This is a genomic window from Nitrosomonas sp. Nm166 (assembly GCF_900112825.1).
GTDB lineage: Bacteria > Pseudomonadota > Gammaproteobacteria > Burkholderiales > Nitrosomonadaceae > Nitrosomonas.
Window position 1 is genome coordinate 61,277 of sequence record NZ_FONE01000008.1, and the last position, 25,782, is coordinate 87,058.

At 44.2% G+C, this 25,782-nt stretch carries 18 protein-coding genes; 8 read left to right on the plus strand and 10 right to left on the minus strand.

All coding sequences use genetic code 11. From position 1 onward, the window contains the following. Positions 1 to 12 precede the first annotated feature (12 nt). The 5 genes from BM021_RS03980 to BM021_RS04000 form a co-directional block, all read right to left on the minus strand. A complete protein-coding gene (locus BM021_RS03980; RefSeq protein ID WP_305728876.1) occupies positions 13 to 1,371 on the minus strand; it encodes a replication-associated recombination protein A in 1,359 nt (452 codons plus the stop codon). Continuing rightward, positions 1,319 to 1,945 (minus strand): outer membrane lipoprotein periplasmic chaperone LolA, encoded by a 627-nt coding sequence (gene lolA, locus BM021_RS03985; protein ID WP_090719110.1) that lies wholly within the window; start codon positions 1,943 to 1,945, stop codon positions 1,319 to 1,321. Before lolA ends, BM021_RS03980 begins: the two co-directional genes overlap by 53 nt. A 58-nt stretch (positions 1,946 to 2,003) precedes the next feature. Next, positions 2,004 to 4,310: a DNA translocase FtsK gene (locus tag BM021_RS03990; RefSeq protein WP_090719112.1), complete on the minus strand. Its 2,307-nt coding sequence runs from the start codon at positions 4,308 to 4,310 to the stop codon at positions 2,004 to 2,006. Positions 4,311 to 4,506: 196 nt separating this feature from the next. Then, positions 4,507 to 5,439, minus strand: a complete 933-nt coding sequence (locus tag BM021_RS03995; protein WP_090719114.1) for a GGDEF domain-containing protein — start codon at positions 5,437 to 5,439, stop codon at positions 4,507 to 4,509. 167 nt (positions 5,440 to 5,606) lie between these two features. Further along, the gene (locus BM021_RS04000; RefSeq protein ID WP_090719116.1) at positions 5,607 to 6,023 is read right to left on the minus strand and encodes an RDD family protein; all 417 of its coding nucleotides are present in this window, start codon (positions 6,021 to 6,023) and stop codon (positions 5,607 to 5,609) included. A gap of 233 nt (positions 6,024 to 6,256) precedes the next feature. Between BM021_RS04000 and BM021_RS04005 the strand changes: the two genes are divergently transcribed. The 6 genes from BM021_RS04005 (at position 6,257) to BM021_RS04030 (ending at position 13,893) form a co-directional block, all read left to right on the plus strand. Then, a complete protein-coding gene (locus BM021_RS04005; protein WP_090719118.1) occupies positions 6,257 to 6,955 on the plus strand; it encodes an energy transducer TonB in 699 nt (232 codons plus the stop codon). A gap of 3 nt (positions 6,956 to 6,958) precedes the next feature. Then, positions 6,959 to 7,723, plus strand: coding sequence for a MotA/TolQ/ExbB proton channel family protein (locus BM021_RS04010; protein WP_090719120.1), 765 nt, complete (start codon positions 6,959 to 6,961; stop codon positions 7,721 to 7,723). Continuing rightward, positions 7,723 to 8,142 carry an ExbD/TolR family protein gene (locus BM021_RS04015; protein ID WP_090719122.1) on the plus strand — a complete coding sequence of 140 codons (420 nt, stop codon included), beginning with the start codon at positions 7,723 to 7,725 and terminating at the stop codon, positions 8,140 to 8,142. The genes BM021_RS04010 and BM021_RS04015 overlap by 1 nt, the downstream gene beginning before the upstream one ends. A 430-nt stretch (positions 8,143 to 8,572) precedes the next feature. Continuing rightward, on the plus strand, positions 8,573 to 8,800 hold the full coding sequence (locus BM021_RS04020; RefSeq protein ID WP_090719124.1) for a (2Fe-2S)-binding protein: 228 nt from the start codon (positions 8,573 to 8,575) through the stop codon (positions 8,798 to 8,800). A gap of 346 nt (positions 8,801 to 9,146) precedes the next feature. Beyond that, entirely contained in the window at positions 9,147 to 11,531 is a 2,385-nt protein-coding gene (locus BM021_RS04025) for a TonB-dependent siderophore receptor (protein ID WP_090719126.1), read from the plus strand. A 151-nt stretch (positions 11,532 to 11,682) separates the two neighbouring features. Continuing rightward, positions 11,683 to 13,893, plus strand: a complete 2,211-nt coding sequence (locus BM021_RS04030) for a hypothetical protein (protein WP_256207756.1) — start codon at positions 11,683 to 11,685, stop codon at positions 13,891 to 13,893. A 149-nt stretch (positions 13,894 to 14,042) separates the two neighbouring features. Here the strand turns inward: BM021_RS04030 and BM021_RS15980 are convergent, their stop codons facing one another. Then, the gene (locus BM021_RS15980) at positions 14,043 to 14,636 is read right to left on the minus strand and encodes a PEP-CTERM sorting domain-containing protein (protein ID WP_256207757.1); all 594 of its coding nucleotides are present in this window, start codon (positions 14,634 to 14,636) and stop codon (positions 14,043 to 14,045) included. Positions 14,637 to 15,062: 426 nt separating this feature from the next. Next, positions 15,063 to 15,692: a hemolysin expression modulating protein gene (locus BM021_RS04040; RefSeq protein WP_090719131.1), complete on the minus strand. Its 630-nt coding sequence runs from the start codon at positions 15,690 to 15,692 to the stop codon at positions 15,063 to 15,065. 253 nt (positions 15,693 to 15,945) lie between these two features. Here BM021_RS04040 and BM021_RS04045 point away from each other — a divergent pair, with 253 nt between their 5' ends. Next, entirely contained in the window at positions 15,946 to 17,505 is a 1,560-nt protein-coding gene (locus tag BM021_RS04045) for an FAD synthase family protein (protein ID WP_090719133.1), read from the plus strand. Positions 17,506 to 17,545: 40 nt separating this feature from the next. On the opposite strand, the gene BM021_RS04050 is transcribed toward BM021_RS04045, so the two are convergent. From BM021_RS04050 to BM021_RS04060, 3 genes are all read right to left on the minus strand, one after another. Beyond that, entirely contained in the window at positions 17,546 to 20,239 is a 2,694-nt protein-coding gene (locus BM021_RS04050; protein ID WP_090719135.1) for a cation-translocating P-type ATPase, read from the minus strand. A 496-nt stretch (positions 20,240 to 20,735) separates the two neighbouring features. After that, on the minus strand, positions 20,736 to 23,204 hold the full coding sequence (locus BM021_RS04055; protein ID WP_090719137.1) for a vitamin K epoxide reductase family protein: 2,469 nt from the start codon (positions 23,202 to 23,204) through the stop codon (positions 20,736 to 20,738). A 395-nt stretch (positions 23,205 to 23,599) separates the two neighbouring features. After that, positions 23,600 to 25,432: a sigma-54 interaction domain-containing protein gene (locus tag BM021_RS04060; protein ID WP_090719139.1), complete on the minus strand. Its 1,833-nt coding sequence runs from the start codon at positions 25,430 to 25,432 to the stop codon at positions 23,600 to 23,602. A 150-nt stretch (positions 25,433 to 25,582) separates the two neighbouring features. Here BM021_RS04060 and BM021_RS15155 point away from each other — a divergent pair. Further along, a partial coding sequence (locus tag BM021_RS15155; RefSeq protein WP_143074287.1) for a hypothetical protein occupies positions 25,583 to 25,782 on the plus strand: 200 nt, incomplete at its 3' end.

Consider the following 25,782-nt stretch of genomic DNA (forward strand, 5'->3'; position numbering starts at 1 on the left):
GTTATTTGTATTTTACTGCTTGGCCTGCTCATCCAAGCTGCGTAAATAAGCGAGCTTTTCCTGAATCTTCTGTTCCAGCCCGTAAGTGGTTGGCTGATAAAAGCTGACTTCAGGCATGTCATCCGGAAAATAGTTTTCCCCTGCCGCATACGCTTGTGGGTAATCATGTGCATAGCGATAAGATTTGCCATAACCCATCTGTTTCATCAGTTGTGTGGGTGCATTGCGCAGATGCATGGGGACGCGGCGTGATTTGTCATGGGCAATAAAAGAGCGCGCTTTATTGTAGGCCAGATAAACAGCGTTGCTTTTAGGTGCACAAGCCAGGTACAAGGTAGCTTGTGCTAATGCCAGTTCGCCCTCCGGACTGCCCAGTCGCTCATAAGTTTCGCAGGCATCCAATGCCAGGCGCAAGGCCCGGGGATCGGCCAGGCCGATATCCTCAACTGCCATGCGGATCAAGCGCCGACCGATATACAAAGCATCGGCTCCGCCATCCAGCATGCGGCACAGCCAGTAGAGCGCCGCGTCGGGTGAAGATCCGCGAACGGATTTATGCAAGGCGGATATCTGGTCATAAAATGCATCACCGCCTTTATCAAAACTGCGGGCATGGCGTGATAGTGCGTTAACGACATAATCTTCGCTGATACAGGTGATAGCTTCGGTTTCAGCCGCAATGCTGATTTGTTCCAGCAGATTCAGCAACCGCCTGGCATCGCCATCGGAGAATTCGATCAATGATTGCCGCGCTTCATCGGAGAATTGTAGGTGACTCAAAGCCAGTTTCTGTGCGCGTTCAAATAGCTGCGTCAATTCTTGTTCCGACAGAGCGGTCAGAACATAAACCTGAGCGCGTGACAGCAATGCACTATTGACTTCAAAGGAAGGATTTTCGGTAGTAGCGCCAATAAAGGTGATCAAGCCTTGTTCAATGTAAGGTAGAAAGGCGTCTTGTTGGGATTTATTAAAACGATGCACTTCATCAACAAAAAGAATGGTATGCCGTCCGCTTTGTTGTAACACGAGTTGTGCTTGCTCAATCGCATTGCGGATATCTTTGATGCCTGACAGCACAGCGGATAGTGCGATGAATTCACAGTTGAATTCGGTCGACATGATACGCGCCAGCGTCGTTTTACCTGTGCCTGGCGGGCCCCATAAAATCATTGAGTGCGGTTTGCCCGATTCAAACGCCAGGCGTAATGGTTTTCCAGCACCGAGTAAATGGCGCTGTCCAATAATGTCGTCTAGATGTTTGGGACGTAATTGTTCTGCAAGCGGTACTTTAGGCTGGCTAGATGAAAACAGGTCGGTATCACTCACTGATGACATCAGCACTAGCAGGGGGGGTGAATTTGAATAATTCATTCGATAACTCGGGATTTTTGTCTAGATCTGAGAATGACAATATGGTCGTTTGACCAAAATTATCGCGTAATGCCATAATTTTTAAGGTGCCATCCACTGAGAATCCCATCTGAATAAATTCAAAAATGCTTTCTTTGCTTTTAGGGATGGCTTCCAGCCACTCCATTTCGTTCTGCAAGCCCAGTTCGGTCAATATAAAATTGTCTTCGATGGTACTGCTGCCAGCGAGCAGCGCAGCCGGGCTGCTGCCGATGGCGATGTTGAATTGTCGTATGGTGACCTGATTCAGATCGGGATCATAAAACCAGACTTGTGTACCGTCGCCGACAATCAGTTGTTCATAAGGTTTTTCATAGGTCCAGCGGAATTTTTCTGGACGTTCAAATTGCATAGTACCTTTTGATTCCTGTATGTTACGGGTATTCTTGTCATACAGTGTTTGTGAGAAATTTGCACGTACCGTGCGGGTTTCCTGGATGAAGTGTTTTAGACTATTGAGGGCAGATGCTTCAGCCAATGCTGGTATCAAGGCACTGAATAACAGCAAAAAAATGGAACAGCTTGAGCGATACATAATGTTCCTGTTATGAAAAGTTGTCTGTAGAACGATGTCTGATAATCCGGCAATCTGATTATTCGCTTCGGGCCGGGGCCAATACTTCCCGGTTGCCATTACTTTGCATGGATGAAACCAAGCCGGCACGTTCCATTTCTTCGATAAGGCGTGCTGCGCGATTATAGCCAATGCGCAAATTTCTTTGCACCAGAGAGATTGAAGCGCGGCGGGTCTTGACGACGATGGCAACGGCCTCATCATACAGTGGATCAGCCTCACCTTCTGCAGATTTTTTGATTTCCACTGTGCCCCCCATGTCACTTTCTTCCTCGTCCGTTTTTAGGATTTCTTCGATGTAACACGGTTGACCATGTTCTTTCAAGTATTCAACCACCTTGTGCACTTCGTGATCGGCGACGAAAGCGCCATGCACGCGTTGTGGGTAACCACTACCAGGCGGTAGATATAGCATATCACCTTGACCGAGCAAGGCTTCGGCACCCATTTGGTCGAGAATGGTGCGCGAATCAATCTTGCTGGATACTTGAAAAGCGATCCGGGTTGGAATATTCGCTTTAATCAGACCAGTAATCACATCTACCGAGGGACGTTGCGTTGCCAATAAAAGATGAATGCCGGATGCCCGTGCTTTTTGTGCCAGCCGGGCGATCAAGTGTTCAACCTTTTTACCTGCAACCATCATCAGATCGGCGAGTTCGTCGATCACTACGACAATCAGCGGTAACTCTTCCAAGTATTCCAGCGTTTCTCCAAGTGGAATGAGTGGATTCACAACAGGCTCTTCCTTCTTGATTGCCTCTTGAATTTTTTGATTGTATCCACTGAGATTGCGAACACCCAAGGCTGACATCAATTTGTAACGCCGCTCCATTTCGGCAACGCACCAGCGTAATGCACTAGCGGCTTCACGCATGTCGGTGACTACCGGTGTTAGCAGGTGCGGAATGCCTTCATAGACGGATAGTTCCAGCATTTTTGGGTCGATCAGAATCAGGCGGGTTTGCTCGGGCGTGGCCTTATAAATAAGGCTTAAAATAACTGCATTAATTGCAACCGATTTTCCTGAACCGGTCGTTCCGGCAACCAGCGCGTGCGGCATTTTTGCCAGATCCGATACAATCGGGCGACCGCTGATGTCTTTGCCCAGCGCAATGGTAAGTGGGGAAGCGGAGTCGGTATAGGGTTGTGAGCCCAAGATTTCCTGTAATCGCACAACTTGTCGCTTGGGATTCGGAAGTTCAAGTCCCATGCTGGTTTTACCTGGAATGGTTTCAACTACCCGAATGCTGGCAACTGATAGCGCGCGCGCCAGATCCTTAATCAGATTAATTACCTGATTACCTTTGACACCCACCGCCGGCTCAATTTCATAACGGGTAATCACTGGACCGGGGAAAGCGGCGACCACTTTAACTTCAACGCCAAATTCCTTGAGTTTGCGTTCAATCAAGCGGGATGTAAATTCAAGTGTTTCTTTGGATAAAATTTCAAAATCCTTTTCGGGCTCATCCAATAGATGCAAAGGCGGTAAGGGTGAAGGTGAATCGGGTGAATCAGAAAACAAGGATGTTTGTTTTTCCTTGATGCGCTGAGATTTAATAATGGTTGTGGCTGGCAATTCAATATGAAGTTGAGGATTCTCTTGAATACGCTTTTTCTCATGTTCGACGATTTCCTTCCGCTCACGTGCTGCAATAGTCCCTGCCAGCTTATCTTGTCGTGTTTGCCATGTGTTTTTTATGAAGAGTAAGAAAATCTCAATGCTTTCACCGATTTTCTCAACAAAGCGTACCCATGATAAGCCTGTGAATTGGCTGAAACCGATAGCAATTAATATTAACAATGTCAGTGTTGCGCCGGTGAAGCCGAGTATTTTTGAGAAGTAATAACTGATGGCATTTCCCAGCATACCACCCGGCATTTGTGGGAGTGATACGTTAAGCGTATGAAAACGTAGAGATTCCAGTCCGCTGCTGGCGGACAGTAATAATAAAAATCCTCCCGCTGAGAGTAATAAGGAGTGCCGATCAAAGATTCCTGCAATATCAATACGACGGTAACTCCAAGCCACTGCTGAGAGAAAAAATGCAACCCACCACCAGGCAGACACACCAAATAAATACAGTAATAAATCAGCCAACCAAGCACCGGCATGTCCGCCTGCATTCTGGATTTGATTAAAATCTCCGCTGTGTGACCAGCCGGCGTCGCCGCGATTGTAGCTAAAGAATATCAATATCAAATAAAGCGCAGCTCCTGCCAAAATGAGGCAAACAGATTCGCGCAGCAGTCGGGCTACTCTAGGTGAGAATGATGAGTGGCCGTTTGGTTTCTTGGCCATTGGTTTATTTATTAAACTCATAGTTATCTCACAAACTGATCATCTTGACCGATTTGGATGCATGAAATTATATAAGAGAATCTGAAGCAATTTTTAGATGCATCATTAAAAAATGCATTGCCATCATTATATTGAGGATGACTAAGCCCGACTAAACTAGTGGCGTGTCTACTCTGAACGAGAAGCAGAAAATTTTTAGAAAAACCGGAAGATCGAATTAGTCAGATCTTGATCGCGATAAAATCGCCGCTACTGGGTTTTTTTCTTTGCTGACCACTGGAGGTAAGGTTGAAACCAGATTTTTTCCATTGATTTTTGAGGTAATTAGCGCATCTTCCGCGCGTTGGCGTAAATTTATTTTATTATCATTATTGCCAAGCATAGCAATGCCGATGCTTAAGGTGATTTTCTTCTCGCTATTTTTATCCATCTTGATTGAAACTTTCCTGCGAATAGCTTCACATACTTCTTTTGCTTCAGAAAGCTCTGTTTCGGGAAATAAAATAGCGAATGCATCCGTGTCTATATGATAAAAGAGATCAGAAGTTCTGATATTCGCTTTGATATCTCGGGAAATTCTTTTGATGACATCGCGTGTATAGCCAGGGTCATGGTTGTTGCTAAATATTTTAAAGTGATCAATATCGATTACGGCAACCGATAAATTTCGGTGATATCGTTTGCACCGCAGTATCTCGGTATCCAATTCAATTTCAAAAGCATGCCTATTCTTGTGTTCAGTAATTGGATTAATCAATGTCTGAGTCATCAGGGTCGACATATCAATATTTGCTTTCTTGATCCTGATCACCATGACTGCTGTGCAAATTATCAATAATAAAGTAAGTGCACGATTAATAATCACAATCTCCATGGGTATTGTGATATCTGGTGATAAATAAAAAGCAATTATTGTGAACAGAAACCCTAGCGCAGCGGTTAAATGCGTTAAATGGGTTTCATTCACTGATAAGCTGGCAAAAATGACTAATGCATAGAGCACGCCTGCTACAACTCCCAGCGGTAAATGTAAGTCAATAATAAAAGTAAGGAGTGTTGCAGCTAATATAATTAAGCTATTGGTTTGGATTGCGCTTTCTCTGAATAAGAGCTTCAGGCTGGATGTTACTGAGAAAATTTGACCACGCATCTGTTTTATGAGTCTTTATAAAAAGTGTTTTATTTACATATGAATATGACGAATCTTAAAAACCTTTTTTATCAGTACGTAGGTTTATAACAATTTTAGATTATATACATTAGTGAATACAAAGTTGCAATTTTTTTCACATGGGCTACTATAAAAGTGGGTGAATCTCAATTCTTTACTTTTATAATACGCGTTCCCGCTAATCGATCATGAAGAAACTGATGATCACGATCAAATAATGCCCAGATAATTCCCAAACCAAAAAAGAAATTGCAGATTAATGCGAGTAAATAGCGTGTAATAGCCTGTTTTTTGGTTAAACCATTTCCCTCTGCAGTGACAATACGCATTTTCCAGGTTTGCATTGCTAATGTTTGTCCGCCATGTGTCCAAAACCAGATGAAGTAGTATCCCATAATAACAAGCAAATAGAACTGAAAAAGCGGTTTAAAATAGACCGTCTGTGTATCACTGAAAATAAGGTGAAAAATAAAACTGGCAATAAACAAGATGGCCAATAAAAGGAGAAATTCGTAAACGAGGCAGATTATTCGTCGCCAGAAGCCAGGTGTTGAGTATGTCATTGATTTAGAGATGTAGAGTGAATTATCAACGCTTATTTTTAATAAGTTACTGAGCAATAACTAATTTACTTATTGGGAATAATAGACTGCAAGCTGTAGCGATTGATAATTATTATCGTTTTCGTTATTATAACCTTTTGGATAAATTAATCTTACTGTATATATATTTTCTAAAGGAATTACTTTAGAAATGCCTCCTGTAATTTAGCACCTTTTTAGATTTTGCCCCTGCGATGCAGTTATTATCTCGAAAAAATATTGAGTACTTGGGATCGCAACAGCGCTTTATCTCATTACCTGGATTCTTGCTCGTGCTCGCGGCGCATGCAGCATTATTTTACTTTATATGGAATCAGCGTTTAATTCCACAGCCTGAACAGATGGTGACCTTATTTGCCGAATTAATCACATCGCCGATGCCAGAACCTGCACCTCAGGCATTACCCGAACCTACGCCTGTTAAACTCCAGCCGGCAAAGAAACCTGTGGTCAAGCCCAAACAAGAGCGTCTTGCAGTAAAGTCGCCAACACCTAAGCGGGAATATGTTGAACCACAATCAGAGCCGTTATCGGAATCGGTAGAGACTAAGGAATCCACGCCTGCGGCCGCAGCACCACCTACACAAATGCCAGCAGAGCCTATCACATTATCTTCAGAGTTATCTGTTTCCTGTCCTAAGTTAACTGCTCCTGCTTATCCCGCTATTTCTCGTCGTATGGGTGAAGAAGGTAAACTGGTATTGCGCGTAGAGCTGGATGAAAATGGGCGTATTGATAATGCAAAAGTCATTGATAGCAGTGGCTATGAACGTCTGGATACTGCTGCGTTGACTGCGGTGAAAACCTGGCAGTGCAATCCGTCACTGCGGAATGGCCAGCCAATCAGAGCAGTTGCCTTACAGCCCTTTAATTTTGTATTACAAGGAAATTAATCAATGGAACAAGGACTTGGTTTTTCTCATTTTCTAGCTCAAATCGACAGTGTAGGTACCTGTGTGCTGGTGCTTCTGCTGTCACTCTCAGTAGCGAGCTGGTATCTGATCATCACTAAAAGTATTGCGAATTTTATCGCTACACGTCGTGCTGAGGCTTTTCTAAAACATTTCTGGAATGTTGATTCCTTGCAAGCTGTCAATGTTGAATTCAAGACTACGCCACCCAACAATGCGTTTGCAGAACTCGCTAAACTCAGCATTGATGCAGCAACGGATTCTAAAATGCACAATTTATATAAATTGGCTGTGGCAAGTGGTACAAGTGATTTTCTTACACGTACGCTGCGCAATGGTATTGATCAGGAGGCGGCTCGCGTTGAAAATGGCCTCACTCTAATTGCATCTGCGGGCTCGGCTGCTCCTTATATTGGTTTGTTTGGAACAGTATGGGGTATTTATCATGCACTGATACAGATTGGACTCTCAGGCCAAGGTACCCTTGATAAAGTAGCAGGTCCTGTAGGGGAAGCGCTGATCATGACGGCATTGGGATTGGCGGTGGCAATTCCCGCAGTGCTCGCCTATAACGCTTTCATGCGCCGTAATCGTATCTGGCTTGCGCGTTTGGAAGCTTTTGCACATGATTTGTTCACACTCATTACTGTTGGTGATGCTGAGCATCAGCATGGATCTACTTCTCCGTCGTCATCGCAACAGGCTGCAGATAAAGTAAGTCATATTGCTGCCATTGAAAGGGGGCAATAATGGGATTTGGTAGTATGCAGGGTAATGGGCGTCAAGCGCCAATGTCAGAAATCAATGTCGTACCGCTGGTGGATGTCATGCTGGTCTTGTTGATAATTTTTATTATTACAGCACCGTTGCTAACGCATTCTGTAAAAATTGATCTGCCAAAAGCAGAAAGCACTGCCAATATTACTCGACCTGAACATATTGAGTTGGCTATCCGTGCCGATGGCAGTTTGTTCTGGAACGGAGAATCTGTCGTGCTGCAGCAATTGGATTCTCGTTTTCGTGCCACTGTAGTTCAGGCTCCTGAAACTGAATTGCATATTCGCGCAGATAAGCTAGCGCATTACGAGCATGTAGCGCAAGCTATGAGTATTGCCGCTAAAGCGGGAGTGACAAGAATCGGTTTTGTCACTGACCCCTCGGAACAGTAGGGGCATCCAATCAGAAATTATTTTTCAAATAAGGTATAGATGAAAAGCTGTGGAAAAACTTCTGTTGCTTTTTTTAAATATTTAAATACTTGAGTCTGCGATCCTGCCTTTACTATCGCTGTTAATCGGATAACATCCTCACGCTTATTTATTTTATCGTCCGGATTCATTTAATTCGTTCGGAGATATATATTCACGTAATCTTCTTGCACAATTCTGAATTATATAAGTCATTAACTTGTATATTTAATTTTTTTCTCCAGGTTTTGCAAGTGAAAATTAAGAAAACAAGAATTCTTCAGTTGCATTTTATGAAAGAAGCGGTATAATAATAATCATTCTCATTATCAATAATTTTTGGATCTTTTCATTATCAATAATTTTTGGATCTTTTAAGTAATAAATTTATATAGATCTTAAGGTATTCAATATGTATGTATGTGTCTGCAAGGGGATAACAGAAAAGGCATTGCGTGAGGCAATTTATCAAGGTGCTGGTCGGATGAGAGATCTGAAAGCTTGTCTAGGAGTTACGGGGCAGTGCGGTCTTTGTGCGTGCCATGCTAAACAAATTTTGGATGAAGCATTGTTACAAAAATCGCAATTACAGGATTTTATTTCGCAACAATCAACCTGCATGTGTGAAACAGTGACTTAAGCAAGAAAGGGCGCAACGCACGTTGCCGTGCGAAGTCTGGGTAATATTCGAACCGATTACTGATCAATAATAACCTTATCTTATAAGGCAACAAAAGATTTTATGCCTTATTCAAGATTTCCAAATATAATATTTCAGTTAATATCAAGGGTATCTTGATATTAATAGAGATCAGATCCGGTGTATTAATCGGAGGATCTGCATTTTCAATTATTCCTTTTTTAAACTTTGCGCATCGTTGTTAAGTTAGCTGTGGCATTGATGGCATGATGCGTTGAGTTGAGAATTAGTTAGCTTGCTCCAAGGCTTAATAAAACTGCAAAATAATTTTTGCTCATCATACATTATGATTATCCGTAGTTTTGCTAGACGCATTTGTTTGTTTGCAGCACTTATCAGCCTGAGCCTGGGGACATTTTTTCTTTCTAAATCAAGTATTGCACAGTCTACTGCACCAGTAGTACGAACTTACGATATTTCCGCTGGTTCATTGCATGATGCCTTGATTCAATTTTCTCAACAAGCAGGCATTCAACTTGCTATTGATGCTGCGATGCTACAAGGAAAAACAACACAAGGATTAGCAGGTGATTATGAAATTAAAGCAGCACTTGATCAATTGCTCGCTGGTTCTGGATTACAAGTGGTGCAGCGGGGTGATAGCTATGCAATTATAGCAACTTCTAAATCTACAGCCGAACCTGCTGTCACAACATTACCTTCAGTGAAAGTCACTGCCAGCGCCACTAATCGATATGCAGCGATGAGTACCAGTACAGCGACAAAAACCAATACCTTGTTGCGCGATGTACCGCAAGCTATTTCGGTAATAACCAGTGAACTGATTAAAGATCAATCCATCCGCAGTCTTGGCGATGCAGTACGCTATGTGCCTGGTGTGGGCGTATCACAGGGCGAAGGTAATCGTGATGCGCTTGTGTTTCGTGGCAACCGCTCAACAGGGGATTTCTTTATCGATGGCATCCGCGATGATGCGGAATTTTACCGTGATCTTTATAACATTGAACGCGTCGAAGTCCTTAAAGGTGCCAATGGGATGATTTTTGGCCGTGGTGGCTCAGGTGGTGTTGTCAATCGTGTTACGAAACAAGCCAATTGGGATCCAGTTCGCGAATTTACATTTCAAGGTGGCTCATTCAATCAGAAAAGAATGACGGCGGACGTTGGTCATGTGATTAATGACGTGGCGGCCGTTCGTTTAAATGCAGTGTATGAGGATGCAGGCAGTTTTCGTGATGACGTTAATATGGAACGGCTCGGAGTATCGCCAACAGTCACCATCAAACCGACCAAGCGTACCAAGATTATTGTGAACATGGAGCGGTTTCACGATGATCGTACAGCTGACCGGGGAATTCCTTCATTTCTGGGGCGGCCTGTTAATGTACATGAATCGCAGTTTTTTGGCGACCCGAGACGTAGTCATGCAAATATTGATGTGCTGTCGTTCAATTCATTAATTGAACACAAATTTGATTCAGGTGTTACGCTGCAAAACCGGACGAATTATGCAACCTATGATAAATTTTATCAAAACATATTTGCAAACAGCCAGGTTATTCCTGGATTGGGATTACTGTCATTGGGTGCATACAACAATACAACAACGCGCGAGAATGTTTTTAATCAAACGAATTTGCTGTATTCCCTCAATACCGGACCCATCTCACATACATTGATGGCAGGTGTCGAAGTGGGGCGTCAGGACACCCATAATAGACGGCGTAACGGTTTTTTTAATAATGATGAGGCACAAGTCAATTTACGTGTGCCTTTAAGTAATCCGATTACCAATGCGCCGGTAGATTTTGTGACGAGAGACACAGATGCGCATAATCGAAGTGTTGTCAATGTTACCTCGCTATATATCCAGGATCAGATAGAGCTATTGCCTCAACTTCAATTAATCGCAGGGGTTCGCTACGATTTGTTTGAGGTGGATTTTCAGCAAAGAAATGCAGAAAAAACACATCTGAAAACAAAAGATAATCTGATTGCACCTCGTTTTGGGATCATTTATAAGCCTTTTGAACCTGTTTCATTTTATGCCAGTTATAGTCAAGCATATGTTCCGCGTGCCGGCGATCAGCTTACGGGTATAACTGTTACAACGGCTGTGTTGAAGCCGGAGAAATTTACCACCTTGGAAGCTGGAGTCAAATGGGATATTCGCCCTGACTTAGCACTGACAGGTGCTGTATTCCAACTGGATCGAACCAATGTCATCACGGCTGATCCGAACGATCCATCGCGAACTTTTTTATCCAAGGGACAGCGCACCGAGGGTGTTGAAGTCAGTCTCAACGGTCGATTGACTTCGAATTGGAGCGTGATGGGCGGTTACGCTTATCAAGTCGGAGAATTTACCAGTGATGTACAAGGAATCGCAAGAAAAGGCGCTACGGTAGGAGAGCTTCCCCGTCATACTTTCTCAATGTGGAATCGGTATGACTTTACGCCTTGGCTGGGTGCGGCATTTGGTGTGATCTATCGGGGCAGCATGTTTGCTTCAGCGGATAACACCGTAAGGATACCGGATTTTACTCGCGTAGATGCTGCATTGTTTGCACAATTTACAAAAAGGTTTCGTGGTCAGTTAAATATTGAGAATTTGTTCGATGCCAATTATTTTGCCTCAGTACACAACAATAACAATATAACCCCAGGATCTCCCATTGCAGTCCGAGCTACTTTGATTGCTAATTTTTAGTAATTTATGAATGCAAGATCTTCTTTTTCATTGATTTTGTAAATAATAATTATTATCATTATAAGTTGTATTAGTGTTCATTAATTTTAAAGGGAGCTTAAGAATGTCTTTATTAAAAAGACTCATAGTTTCAATGCATAAATCATTGGCTATGAGCTTAATTCTTTTTGTGTTAAGTATAGGAGGTACAGGCGTATTCGCTGCGACATCTTCCAATGTCCAGACAATTGAAGCTGCTGCCGCTGCTTTTAATACAATTAAAACGTTGCGGCAGGAATCGCCAATTAATGGAGATGCCATTGCTAATGCTTATACCGGTGCACTGCAGACGTTGGTACAGGAGGTTGATACAGCCAATTCACTAAAACTGGATAGCGACATTCTGGCTGCAATTGATGAGATTAAAAGTAACAATGAACCAAAATTGGCTGGTCAGGTAATCGACAAGACTTTGCAGCGCGTCTTTTATCAGAGTATTTGGAATAGGATAACAGCGATACGTGATCAATTTAACACTGCGGCATCTGATGAATTAGTGCAAATGTTGGATGAAGTAGTCGCAGCGTTTCAAGCCATCAGCGGGACTGTTGCAAGAGCCAATGAAATACTGACTGCAGATAGACAAACAATCGTTGAAGGTAGCAACCCAGGGTTGGATATTCAGTTTAACGAGTCGATTGCGCGGATGAGAGCGGCACTAAATAAAAGCAATCCAGAGGAAGATTTCAGCGTTGTCGGTGTTGAACGTTATACGACAAGAATTGCATTAGCCCGGGCGTATTACATAGCAGTTTTACGTGAAGTGGCTGGCGCCATGGAAAACAAGAACACAGATCCAGAAACTGCAGCTATAGAGCAAAAAGAAGGAGAAATTTTTTACCGTATCATTGAGTCACTGGTTGCACGGGACAATCCAGTAGGCAACATGCTCATCAAAGCGCAGCTAACAGGAAATGCTGCAAATCTCGTAGCAGACGAAATTGTTAGTGAACTCAGCAAGGGATTCATTGGCCGCGTAAAAGGAGAAATGAATGGTCAAGCAGAAAGTATTGGCAGTAACCGTGCTCAGGCCATGGCAGAAGCTTCAGGTGCAGCAGCTTATGCTAGAGTCTTTCTGCCGGATGTAGAGGTGCGCCTAGGCGCTGAGGTGCGTAGCAATCTGGAAACCGCGCTCAGTAATCTGCAAAGCGCAAGCAGTGAGAATAGCGTATCCAAATCTGCAGAAGCACGTGACGCTATCTCAGCGATTCTGGCCAGTTATGAGAATGAGCTTAACTTGGTTCAGTATAATGCTACAAGTAATACGGCGCTTGTTGATAATGCTGTTTCAAGTTTTCTTACAATTAAAGACTTGCGCGAGCAAGATCCCATCAATGCAGATGCAATTGCTACAGCATATGCCGGAGAGCTGCAGCAAATAACGCAATTCATCGATCAAACGTATGGATTAGCGATTGATCAGAGTGTTCTGGCTGCTATTGAAGATATCAGAAATGGGAATGAGGTTTCATTAGCATCACAAGTCATAGACAAATCGTTGCAACGAGTTTTTGCGCTTGGTATCTATAACCGGATTACATTAGTGACTGATCATTTTGATCAACTCGCAACGGATGAATTAGCACTGGAATGGGATAGGGCGCATTCAGCTTACGGAGCCATCATTGGCACTGCAGCCAGAGAAAATATGGTATTGACGGCGGATAAGCAAACTCTTCAGGCTGGTAGTAACCCGGATTTAGATGATCAGATTACACTAGCGTTTGTGAATGGTAGAGAAGCGCTCAATAAAGCCAATGCCGATGATCGGACCAATGTCGCGATAGCGCGGGAAAACATCGTTATCCCACTAGTTAGAAGCTTCTTGATTGGTGTATTGCGCGAAGTCGGAGGAGTTATTGATAATAGAGGCGCAGATGTTGATGAGGCAAGGGTAGAACAGCTTGAGGGTGATCTTTTCTATCGTACTGTTGAAGTATTTATTGCTCAGGACAACCCGTCAGGTAGCAATCGCATCAAAACCCAATTAACTGGTGATTTGGCTAATGTAGTTGCCAATGAAATCGTTAGTGATATCAGCAGAGGAATCATTGGTCAGTTGAACAGAAGCATCAGTCAAATCGAATCAGCATTTAATACTGATAAGCATCAGGCAGTTATTGCTTCTGAGAGAGTATCTTTGTATGCCAATATTTTTATGCCTGATCTGGAATTGCGTTTGGGTGCACAACAACGTGTGGAGATGCAAAATGCGTTGCAAGATTTGAAAGAAGCTACTGAAAGTGGTGATGCTTCCAAAGCATTAACTGCGCGATCAACGATTAATGAGATCATTGCAGCATACGAGAATGAGTTAATTTAGAAGTTCAAATTTGCCTTGCTGCAAAAGTTTCTTGCGGTAAGGCAGGTTGTTAACCATTTATAGCTAAGCAATTAGTCTAAAAACAAGAAAGCCTCGTCTCAACGAGGCTTTCTTGTATATCCTGCTAAGTGCAACTAAACAGCTTGCTTCTATTCTTTCCGGCGTGCCATAAATCCCAGTAGGCCTAGACCTGCCAACAGCATGGCATAAACTTTCGGTTCAGGAATCGGAGTTATTGTCAAATTATCCAGAGCCCAATGTGTACCAATTCCGGTCGCAGTCGGATCATCCACAAAATCGCTTCCAGTAGATATCCGAAGTTCATCGATTCCAGTCCAGCCTGGAGAGAATGTTTTTGATGTCAAAGATATGTCAAGAGTACTTGAAAAGAGCAAACTCCCATTATTGAATCCCTCAACGGTCAGCGTCTGAGACCCCCAGGCACCGCTGATGACAAGTGAATGCAAGGTGAAGGTTATTGCTGGACTTCCCGAGATAAAAAAACTCGAGGGAGTTGCTTCAAGTGTATTGAATGCAACCCATGTACTGCCGGTGAATGCTGCGACGTTATTATAGCCACTTACATCGCTTACTGGCGTGTTAACAAAATCAACGCCGCTGTAGGTAAACAATGGATCTGCCCCGCCTTCGAAACCTATCACTGTGGCGGCCTGAATCTGTCCCGACATTGCAAAGGACAACACAAAAGGCACAGCAAATGCTGAAACTAATCTTTTTTCCATTATCATTTCCCCCATTGATGATTTTAAGGTTCAACGAACAATATTTATCAGCATCTTTCGATGCAGCCATCTCATACTACAACTTAGACGGCTCTAAAGGAAGCAATTGAATGTACCCCAAACTGGGAAGGTTGTTAGGCTCTGGCAATATAAGAGAGCCAAGCTATGAAGAAGGAATGCAAACAATATTTCAGGAAGGCAAGGCAAAAATAGCGCCGAGGCGATAGGGGAAGAGGATACAGCGTTGAATACGAAGTATCCTTTATAAAGCAAATGTTCGTGTGGGAATTAGGATAATGCAAAAAGCAAGGCCGAAAATGTTGCTTAGAGAGTCTGAATGATGTGTCCAGATTGGATTAGTATTACTTCCAGCCTTTGGCTGGAAGTAAATGTGCAGCTAAGATAAGGGATTTGCTTTGAGGATACTCAAAGATTGAAAATAATCATATCTGCTGTGATCGAGTCTAAGTTGACTCCAACCAGTTCAATGGATGCAGTCGGGCCAAAATGAGCGGTAAAACCGCTATCCTCATTATCTTCAAAACCTGTTATATATGAGACCAACTGATCGACTTGATTGATCCCAAGTATCGTTGAATCAAAGAACAAGCGATCTTCACCCAATGTAAAATCGGCAATCTGAAAATGACCGACACCATAAAAGCCAAACGTGTCATTGCCAGGACCACCATTGAGTCTGTCATAATCCCCCACTTGACCGGGTTGTGGCGCGCTGCCGCCTGCCCGCAGAATATCATCCCCATTGCCGCCAAACAGTTTCTCAGTGCCTGGTCCTCCATCCAGATCATCATTGCCGTCCCCGCCATTGAGTATGCCATTGCCGAGACCTTCTCTCAGAATATCGTTGCCACCGCCACCCTCTATTTCATCATGGCCGTCGCCACCCATGAGATCAAGATTGTCAGCATCGTCGCCAATGATAAGTAAGTCATTGTCATCAAATCCAGCCGATCCAATCCCCTCAAAAGGGATGCCGTCGATAAATTTGATTGCTCCCGAGCCCAGATTCGGGCGATTTGTTATCGTTACTGTCATGATCGTTGTCTCCTTATGGATTGCATTAAAGCAATGTATAGATTTAGACATTCTTGGAGTTCTGAATTCCCAGAAATCCCTTTAATTTGTTTAATTACAAATATTTAAGATCTCATTAAAAAGAAAAATAATAATGAGAATTATTTTTATTATATTGCATAACAGTTAAAATGCAATGCTTTTATCAGCCGCTCATGATGGAGATAACGTGTTATAAGCATCTGTGAATAAATACAAATGATTGACTATCTTTATGAGTAAGAAGCTTGATGAGTTATTGCTGAAAGCGAAGGATTTAATCGCTACATGCAAGTTAAATGACGCGGACCGGATTCTGGGTCCGTTAAAACAGGAACATCCGCTGTCTCAAGATGTTGCGAGACTATGGTGTTCGCTGGCAATGCGCACTGACCGTGCCGCCGATGTTCTTCCCTATGCAGCAAGGATTTATGCGCATGTGCAAAGTGATTTTCATAAGGCACATTGGGCGCACGTACTAGGAACGGCAAGTTTTATTTTATTGGATTTGTCCGAGGCACATATGCATTTTATTGATACCTTGAACCATTTGATGGCGCTGGCCAAAGCAGGAAAAGTCCCGCCGCTGCGGGAAAAAACAAAAACGCAGCGGCCTGGAGGCAATGTGTTTGTTTCGGGGGAAGCAGAAAAATTGTTGTGGACGACTTGCGTAAAATTGGCCAAATTAAGAATTCCGGCGTTTCCCTTTGCGGGTACTTTGCTGGGCTTGGTTCGCAATGGGTGTCTGTTGGATTTCGATAAAGATCTGGACATTGCAGTATGGATGGACTCATGGGATGCCTGCTGCGTTGCGCTGGAAGAAGCCGGCTGGGTGAGAGCGCCGATGCGGATTGAGTATGCGAATTACCGTGATTATGTGCATCCGGAACTGGGAATAACGCTGGATGTCTGCGGCTTGCAAGCGAGAGGACAGCAAATAATAAGCGGTTTTTCGTTACCCAAGTACTCGGCTGAGTACCAGCGCGTGTCGGTTTTTCCTCAATTTGATCTGATTCAGCATAGCACAGACTATGGTGCAGTCTGGTTTCCGCGTCAACCAGAAAAAATTCTGGCAGCATTTTACGGCGACTGGCGCACACCCAATCCCCACTGGGATACCGTGATATCCGCGCGCAATCTGGAAAATTTTACTTTGCTGGTACGCTGCTATGCATATCACAGGCTGGCGCAGCATTGGTTATCGGGAAATCTGACGAAGGCATGGTGCTATGCGCATCAGATTGCTTTGAAGGATCCGGACGATGTGCTGGCGCTGCGCAGCCGCCAGTGGCTGGAGCGCGCGCTCACGCGTTTAAACCGAGAAATTCCGGTGTGGCCGGGAAATCAGCCGCAAAAACGCGTATATACCCGCATGGTGGCCGATCTGTTTCATGAAGGCCATGTGAATTTCTTGCGGGCAGCACGGGCATTAGGCACGCATTTAACGGTATGCGTAGTTTCCGATGAACGCGTGGTAGAAAGTAAAGGCAAGCTACCCGTTATGAAGCAGGCGGAGCGCGCGGCTGTCGTGGCTGCCTGTAAATATGTCGATGCCGTCATGACAGAAACGCCGGCGAGTGTCACTGTGGGATTTATGCAGAAAAATGGTTTTGATATTTATACCTTCGCTTGTGCCTCCGAGCACGAGCGCTTGGACAAATACCAACTTTGCGCCACATTGCCAGCTGAAATGATTCAGGAGCTTGCCTATACACCCGGTATCTCAACATCTGAACTCGTTATGCGCATTCTGGACGGTGCGGGAAGCAAAGCAGTGGGTACAAAAAGTAAATAATCATTTTTCATGCTATGAATTGCAGTGCAAAGCAGTGCGCCTAGTCAGACAATTCTCCTTTTTTTAGCTGTCGCCGCCTGAAAATCTTTCTGACCTCTTCAGTGCCTACATAGGATAAAGAAAGTACCAGAACAACGAATAAATATTCAGGAGGAAGAAATGTTGTCTTAAAAATGACCCTCAGGGAATCAATATAAATAATGGCAAGCTGTGCAAGAACAGAACCGAAGACAATCGTATATAACCATCCCTCTCCTTTTTTGATCGTAAAAATGCTATCTATCTCTGACTTGGCACTTAACGCATAAAACAATTCCAGTAACACAAGCATCGAAAACGCAAGTGTAGCCGATTCAACCTCTCCAAGAGCAAAGTAGTTGACCGCAATGTAATAGGTGAGGAGTGTCAAAATACCCTGGAAGACACCAACAAAGATCATATTCTTTCGCATCCAGGGAGCAATAACTCTTTCTTTTGAATCTCGAGGTTTTTTCTTCATGATGGCTTTGTCTTCCGGCTGCACAGAGAGTGCCAGTGCAGGTGCGCCATCAGTCACTAAATTCATCCACAGGATTTGAATAGGCAAGAGAATAGGATTACCAAGAATCAGCAAACCTCCAGAAATAGCGATAACTTCACCGAGGTTGCAGCCTAATAAGAAGAGAAGGAATTTCCGGATATTGTTATAAATGCGCCTGCCTTCCCGAATGGCAGCAACGATGGTTGCAAAATTGTCATCCTGTAAAACCAATGAAGAACTTTGTTTGGCAACATCAGTGCCTCGTAAGCCCATGGCAATGCCGACTTCTGCCTTCTTGATGGCAGGTGCATCATTCACTCCATCTCCTGTCATGGCGGTTACCTGGCCATCCGCCTGCAACGTCGTGACAATGCGTATCTTTGTTTCCGGGGATGCCCGTGCATAGACATTGACAGTTTGGATCGTTCTCTGCAATTCTTCTGGTGACATGCTATCCAGCTGTACCCCTTCCAGTGCTTTTTCAGTGTGGATGTTCAGCTTTTTTGCAATGGCCACGGCCGTTTTTAAGTGGTCACCCGTAATCATAACAACCCGAATACCTGCCTGATGGCAGATATCGACTGCCTCATAGACCTCTGGGCGAATTGGATCAACCATTGCAACAACGCCAAGGAAAATGAGATTGGATTCATAGGTCTTTTCGCTGTCTTTTGTCGTTACGGGTCGGTATGCAATTGCCAACATACGATAGGCCTGATCAGCCAGCTGATTTTGTTGCGCATGAATTGCGTCGATTTGTTTTCCAGTCAACGGTTGGATTTTTCCATCCATCATGATACGGGTGCATTTTGCAAGAACGGATTCAAGCGCCCCTTTGGTAAAAAGAAGCCTCTCTTCTTCCGTTTGATGGACGGTCGTCATCATCTTCCGTTCAGAATCGAACTGAATTTCGTCGACTCGGGGCATCTGTTTCTCCATCGCTTCTTTGGTGAGTTCTGCTTTGCCAGCCAAGGTTAGCAGACACCCTTCTGTTGGGTCGCCAAACATGTCCCAGTTATTATTTTTTGTCAATTTTGCGTCGTTGCAGAGAGCTCCTGCTTGGAGAAGCATCTGCAATGTGGGGTTGTTGATATCATAAGAAGCGGATTTGCCATCAAGAATTTGTCCTTCCGGCGCATAGCCTTTCCCGGTGACTTCAAGAAGGGTATCGTTCACATAGACCGCTTCAACTGTCATCTGATTTGCTGTTAACGTGCCTGTTTTGTCTGTACAAATGACATTGACTGAGCCAAGATTTTCGACGACCGAAAGTTTTCGCGCGATCGCATTTCTTTTCGTCATCGCAACTGAGCCGAATGCGAGCGCAACGGTAATTGCTGCGGCAAGTCCCTCCGGAATGGCGGCAACCGCTAATGCGATTGGAACAAGAAGCTTCTCCGATAATGTATTGAGTCTGAACCAACCCACAACAAATGTGATTGCAATAATCACGCCGATGGTAATGACAAGGAATTTCCCGACGCTATCAAGTTCCTTTTGCAATGGTGTTTTTTCCACCTCTGTCTCCGTAACCAGCGTTGCAATTTTCCCAAGTTCTGTTTTTTGACCCGTTTCAACAACGCATGCTGTTGCCCTGCCTCTGGAAATGACCGTTCCCGTGAAGAGCATATTCTTCCGTTCAGCAAGTGCTGTTTCGTTCTTAAAAACATCCAGCGTTTTCTTGACCGGAACGGATTCCCCGGTCAACGCTGATTCATCGACTTGTAACTGCACCAGTGATAATAATCTGCAATCTGCAGGCACGGAATCACCGGTTTCTAAAAGGATAATATCGCCGGGAACAAGTTCGATTGAGGAGATTGTCGTAAGCCTTCTATCCCGAACAACTCTAGCATGGGGTGCTGTAAGTTTCCTCAAAGCCTCCATCGCCTTTTCTGCTTTGAACTCTTGAACAAAGCCAAATAGCGCGTTGAGAATGACGATTGCGAAAATAATGACCGCATCCAGCACGCCGTCGCCGGTTTTAATGCCAAGATATGCGGAAACTACAGCCGCAAGCAAAAGGATGCCGACCATGAGATTTTTGAATTGCTCAACTAGCGTTTCCCACGCAGCCACTGGTTTGCCTTCCTGGAGCCTATTCTCTCCATAAGTTTGCAAGCGCGCCTTCGCTTCAATAGAAGAAAGGCCGGAGCTATCGCTTTTCAGATCTGTGAAGACGGTTTCAGCTGTTTTTACATGCCACGAACTCATAGGCTCTCTTCAATATAATAGGGAATATGGACTTTATTTTAATAATTAGGATCTTAAACCCAAATGACATTAAAATGTCCCCGAACATTAGCACTATGCTGAGAAAAGACGCAAAAAATATTTGTTTTGAGAGAAGGGTAATCGGGAACCGGAAATTCTTCATTAACCGGGACACAGCATAGTGCCTATCGAAGGAGATAATCGGTTCAATTTTTCATTTATTGGCTGGCGCTCTACTTTACATAACCTGCCATAATACTGTCTTCACAGATGCAAGAGCTGATCTGTGGCCATAATCTGCTTCCTGTGAAACTCTGAGTAAGTTCCTCCTGATGCGGTGGAGGAATTGCTCAGAAGATTCCTATTCACCACCATCTCATCAAAATGCTCGAAAATATTCAATTAAATCTAATGCATGTTTTATGTGAATTACTCATTCATTCTATGCATCTGTTACGAAATTTGGTCACTTTTATGCTAAGGGGAATTAGAGGACTTAAATAATAAACCGGTCCCAGTTTCCGTAGCGGTTATATATGATGCCGCGCGGCAAACTGAATGCGATTAAGAGCAGGCCGCATAAAATGCTAGAAATTAACGACAGAGTGCTTGTATCGTAAAAAAACGGTGTAACCAATAAAGCTGTGCCCAGCGGTATGATGAAAAAGCGGGCAGCACGGCCTGATTCAGCCAGTGCCGTAATTGCTACAGTAAGTACAAGCGAGCCAATTAAATGATCTGCGTTAGCCATGCTTGTTCCAGCATCTAGGGTAACGCGTGTAAACATGAGCCAGATACCAATAGGGATACAGAGTGCTAAATTCCAAGGCAAAGTTACCCCCCCTCCTAGCATTTCCTTAAAAATTATAGATGGTTTTTGGGCAAAATCTTCTTCAACGGCTTCCCCTTTTCCTTCATCGGTATCTCCCTGGAAAAAGACGCGCAGGAGAGAACGTCCCTGTTGCTTTCTACGGTAAAGAAATTCGCTCGTCGCGATCAATTCATCAATGGAATAAGGAATTTGTATCAGCATTGCCACGGCAGCAATCAGGCACAATGTGCACCACGTTCCGAGCAAGATGGGTTGAATGATGATGAAAAAGATGGAAACGATGCCCAAGGGGACAATCATGATGCCGAATAATATCACCAGCCACGGCATGGTGCGCCAACGCTTCGCTGAGCCGATAATGCCGGTCAGAATTTCCAGGGCATAGGTCATTGCTCCAAGTCCTGCGTCTGGTACCGGCCAGGCCTTAGAAACGTATGAAGTAATAATTTCTTCCGTTCCGTTCTTAGGGTCTTGCGATGAACCAGCAAAAAATGGCTCCCACACGCCATCGATATGGCCAAGCTGATAAGCGCACAGATAGCGGGATATAAAAAAACCGATAAATGCCAGTACGATGATCGGTAAACGCTGAAACCAGCTAGAGGGTGAATATGTCCAGCCTGGCGGTATCGCTGGTCCAGTTTGCTCTGCAATTGCTGCAACGCCAGGTACCGGCTTGGTTAAAACTGCAAAACCGATAACCAGTATGCCGATAATCGTGTCGTTGAGGTATTCGGCTGCGGTGGGTGCCCAGAAGATCAATGGTGCATTCAATAACCAGAATCCTACTGCGCCACAAAGCCAGCGGGACAGAGCAAAACGCCAGGACAAGGACATGAATGAGAAAATAAAAAGCACTGCACCAGAAATAATATCGCTCCACATCATGGCTTGCGATTCATATCCCAGAGTGGAAGGCGATGTCATGAGCCAACACGCTAAACCCATATTGAGGAAATGCGCCCAGAGATTCTCATTGTGCTGACGGCGATAATCGGCTTCATATTGTTGCCTGATTTGATCCGCATTGCCGTGTTTTTCTTCCGCTGTTTGTACCCAATCAGGCAGCGGAATGCCGTTTCTTTTATACCAGGCGGCGGGGTCTTTTTTAAGCGAGGCAGTGAGATTTTTTAATCCATTATAAATATTATGTTTGGGTTGCCAATCCAGTAATTCCCGTGCACGACTGATATCGAGATCATAATGATCGGAAGCCAGATTAATCATAAATGGCTTGATAAAAGGCTTTTGGCCATGATCAATGGTATCAGGAATGATTGGCTCAGCTTGTTCCTCCAGCCATGCCCCCGATTTGGCGATAAATTCCGGAATATCGATTGTTTGCCATTCCTTCTTGCCGAAAATCAGGTGGCCAATCCGATTTTGCAATTCCCGGTAGCCCATCACTTCATCCTCGCCAGCGAGTATGATATTGGCTTTCGGCAGACTCCTGCGGCGATCTACAACGCGCATGAACAGATCCACCATGTCTTCTTTATGAATAAAGGCTTGGCCAGCCATCATATCCCCAGCATATAGATGGCTTTTAAAGTCGCGCTCATAAATTCGGGCAATCTGGCGCGCCAATGTGGGAACCGCGCTATCGTTATCGTATACGCCGGCTAACCGCAAGATGGTAAAAGGAATGCTACCATGTTCCTGCTGGATGACTTTTTCTGCCTCGGCTTTGGATTGCGGATAAGCCCAGCCAGGCTTAAGCGGCGTGTCTTCATTGATTTTTTGACCTGGCACACTGGGTTCGTGCACCAGCATGGTGCTGGAATAAATAAACCGCTCAACTTCAAAATCCTGCAATATCTTGAGCAGGCGTCGGGTCCCTTCAACGGTGACACTCTGATAAAGTGGGTGATGTTCACCAGTAAAATCAAAATAGGCCGCTAGATGAATAACGGCAGCGATTTTGGGTCCGTGCTGCACATGTATTTTGTCAAAAGCTGATTTTACGGAACTGTCGGATGTTAAATTGCAGTCAATACTGGTATCTGCTTTTTTACAGGGATGAATATCAAGCCCAATTACATGATAGTTCTTCCTTAAGGCTTCGCAGAGGGTGCCACCGATATTGCCGGAAGCTCCTGTGATAATGACCAGCGGTTTTTGTCGATTAACCATAATCCTGACTCCTACTCAAAGCGGGGTTTTTGATTTTTCAAAGTCATCTTATAAATTTCAGACGCTACCGAATATTTTCCAAAGCTCTAAACTACAGAGATCAGAAATAAAGATGCCATGGTTCATGAGCAAGTTCATCAGGCTGTTCTTGCAGCGCTGCTCTGATTCTTTCAAGTTCAGTTCAAAGTTTACTGCTAGCTTTGAATTTCATTGCTGACAACCAGGTGCTTACAGCCAGACATTGTTTCAGTATACACTGCTTGTTCCGTTCAAACACACCAGATAGGCTTGTTTTGATGTGAAAAGCATGAAATTGAGTGACAAGATCCTGAATACAGAAACAGGTCGGGAATGCATTTTATCCGTTTCTTTGTTAAAAGATAAAGGGAGCGCAACTAATCAGGCTTTTTAATGCCGTATAGTTTCATCCTGTAAGCCAATGTAGAAGGCTTAATGCCCAGTAATTCCGCGGCACCGCCTATGCCGGATATACGCCAGTCTGCTTGTCGTAACGCCGCGTGCATATTTATTTGTTCTTTCTCACGGAAAATAGCGTCGGTAACGAATTCTGTTTCTGCTGTTGGTAGTGATACAGAAGCTTGTCTGGTTTCGTTATGGTCAGGCATCGCAAGATCGAGCCTAAGTCGCTTGCCTTTGGTGAGAATGACAGCGCGCTCAATGACATTCTTGAGTTCTCTGATGTTACCCGGCCAATGATATTTATTCAGGCTATCCAGTTGTTGCTGGGTTAATGATAAAGGCTCATGTCCCAGCTCTGTACAGATGCTATTCAGAAAATGGACTGCTAAGGGCCCGATGTCCTTAACTCGCTCCCGCAATGGCGGTACTTCGATCGGAAAAACACTGAGGCGATAATACAAGTCTTCACGAAACCGTCCCGCATCGACTTCAGCCTTCAAATTGCGGTTGGTTGCGGCGATGATGCGCACATCAATTTTAATCGTTTTATCATCTCCCACCCGTTCAAATTCATGTTCTTGTAATACGCGCAGCAGTTTTCCCTGCAAATCCAGAGGAATCTCACCGATTTCATCCAGAAACAGGGTGCCGCCCGCAGCTAACTGAAAACGCCCGACCCGGTCGCGATGAGCACCGGTAAATGATCCGCGAACATGTCCAAAGAACTCGCTCTCGAAAAGATTCTTGGGTATAAAGGCGCAGTTTACTTTCACCAGTGGCTTATCAGTTCTGGAACTGTTGGCATGAATCGCGCGTGCGACCATTTCTTTCCCAACGCCTGACTCACCCAGGATCAGCACATTCGTCGGCATTTTGGCGACTGCTTCAATTTGCATCAGCGTGCGTTTCAAAGCCTGACTTTCGCCGATGATTTCGCCAAAATTGATGGTGATATTGATCTCATCGCGCAGATAATTACGCTCATGTTCCAGTAAATCCTTCAGTATTTTGATTTGCTCATAAGCCGTTTCACGCTGCTGTTCGTTTTTTTTGCGCTCAGTAATATCCCGGAAGATCACCACTGCTCCCTTTAGCTTGCCATCTTCCCGGATGGGTGTGCTGGTATATTCAACGGGAACGGCGGTACCGTCGGTGTGCCAGAAAACCTCATCATCGCCGTGATGCACCTTGCCATCTTTGATAGCCGCATAAATCGGGCATTCGCTGCTTGGGTAAGGTGAGCCGTCAGGATAGGAGTGATGATGAATGTCGTGCAATGGTTTGCCAATCACATCGGCTGCATGCCAGCCCAGTATCTGCGTTGCAGCTTCGTTGACGAAGATAGTATTGCCTTGGGAATCTACCCCGTAAACGCCTTCGCCGGCTGCATTAAGGATCAATTCGTGTATGGTTTTTAAGCGGCGCAGTTCATTGGATGCCTGATTGTGTCCGGGGATATGGCTAAATGCCAATAACACCCAGATTGGTTTGTCATGTGTTGATCGGATGCGCCAAGCGGATAATAATCCTTTCTGTGGCGACTGAGTGGAATGATTCTTTTCGAATAAAGTGACGGGACTTTCATGGATGGTGTGGCCCTCATGCACCACTTGGCTGATTTGATTCCTGAGGGCGGATTCATGGAGATCAGCGAATAATTTCTCCACAGATAAGGCAACTGCATCGGTTGTAGCCAGATTCAAATAATTACGCCAGGTTGTGTTGAGTTCACGACAAATCAGTGTGTCGTCCATGAGCGCAACAAACCAGGGCGAGCCTTGAAACAGTGCTTTAAAGGTATCGATCATTCCTGCATAATTCACAAATTTTTGTGAATTCTATCTCAGAATATTGGGAATCACAAATTCTTGTTGTTCTAAATAAATAATAAACATATATTAATCAGTATCTTATTATTGGCATGATTAATGCTAAATATATTTTTGGGAATAAAATTTATGAATTCAGATACTTTTAATTTTAAAGAGAAAGGAAGTAATATGATTTTTGCAAGAATAGCTGGATGGCTACTTAAGTTCTGTTTATGCTGTACAGGAATGATGTGTCTGATTTTTCAGGCGCATGCAGCAAATCCATCTCCAGCAAGTACGAATACCCCAGCACCAGCTACAACAACAGCTCCTGCTGCAACTGCTGC

Bases quoted from the DNA above. Each gene is read 5' to 3' on its own strand.
- BM021_RS04050 (WP_090719135.1), bottom strand. From the start codon at position 20,239: ATGAGTTCGTGGCATGTAAAAACAGCTGAAACCGTCTTCACAGATCTG.
- BM021_RS04015 (WP_090719122.1), top strand. From the start codon at position 7,723: ATGGGATTTGGTAGTATGCAGGGTAATGGGCGTCAAGCGCCAATGTCA.
- BM021_RS04030 (WP_256207756.1), top strand. From the start codon at position 11,683: ATGAGCTTAATTCTTTTTGTGTTAAGTATAGGAGGTACAGGCGTATTC.
- BM021_RS04020 (WP_090719124.1), top strand. From the start codon at position 8,573: ATGTATGTATGTGTCTGCAAGGGGATAACAGAAAAGGCATTGCGTGAG.
- BM021_RS04000 (WP_090719116.1), bottom strand. From the start codon at position 6,023: ATGACATACTCAACACCTGGCTTCTGGCGACGAATAATCTGCCTCGTT.
- BM021_RS04010 (WP_090719120.1), top strand. From the start codon at position 6,959: ATGGAACAAGGACTTGGTTTTTCTCATTTTCTAGCTCAAATCGACAGT.
- BM021_RS15980 (WP_256207757.1), bottom strand. From the start codon at position 14,636: ATGGAAAAAAGATTAGTTTCAGCATTTGCTGTGCCTTTTGTGTTGTCC.
- BM021_RS03995 (WP_090719114.1), bottom strand. From the start codon at position 5,439: ATGCGTGGTCAAATTTTCTCAGTAACATCCAGCCTGAAGCTCTTATTC.
- BM021_RS03990 (WP_090719112.1), bottom strand. From the start codon at position 4,310: ATGAGTTTAATAAATAAACCAATGGCCAAGAAACCAAACGGCCACTCA.
- BM021_RS04045 (WP_090719133.1), top strand. From the start codon at position 15,946: ATGAGTAAGAAGCTTGATGAGTTATTGCTGAAAGCGAAGGATTTAATC.
- BM021_RS04060 (WP_090719139.1), bottom strand. From the start codon at position 25,432: ATGATCGATACCTTTAAAGCACTGTTTCAAGGCTCGCCCTGGTTTGTT.
- BM021_RS03980 (WP_305728876.1), bottom strand. From the start codon at position 1,371: ATGAATTATTCAAATTCACCCCCCCTGCTAGTGCTGATGTCATCAGTG.
- BM021_RS04005 (WP_090719118.1), top strand. From the start codon at position 6,257: ATGCAGTTATTATCTCGAAAAAATATTGAGTACTTGGGATCGCAACAG.
- BM021_RS04025 (WP_090719126.1), top strand. From the start codon at position 9,147: ATGATTATCCGTAGTTTTGCTAGACGCATTTGTTTGTTTGCAGCACTT.
- BM021_RS04040 (WP_090719131.1), bottom strand. From the start codon at position 15,692: ATGACAGTAACGATAACAAATCGCCCGAATCTGGGCTCGGGAGCAATC.
- BM021_RS04055 (WP_090719137.1), bottom strand. From the start codon at position 23,204: ATGGTTAATCGACAAAAACCGCTGGTCATTATCACAGGAGCTTCCGGC.
- lolA (WP_090719110.1), bottom strand. From the start codon at position 1,945: ATGTATCGCTCAAGCTGTTCCATTTTTTTGCTGTTATTCAGTGCCTTG.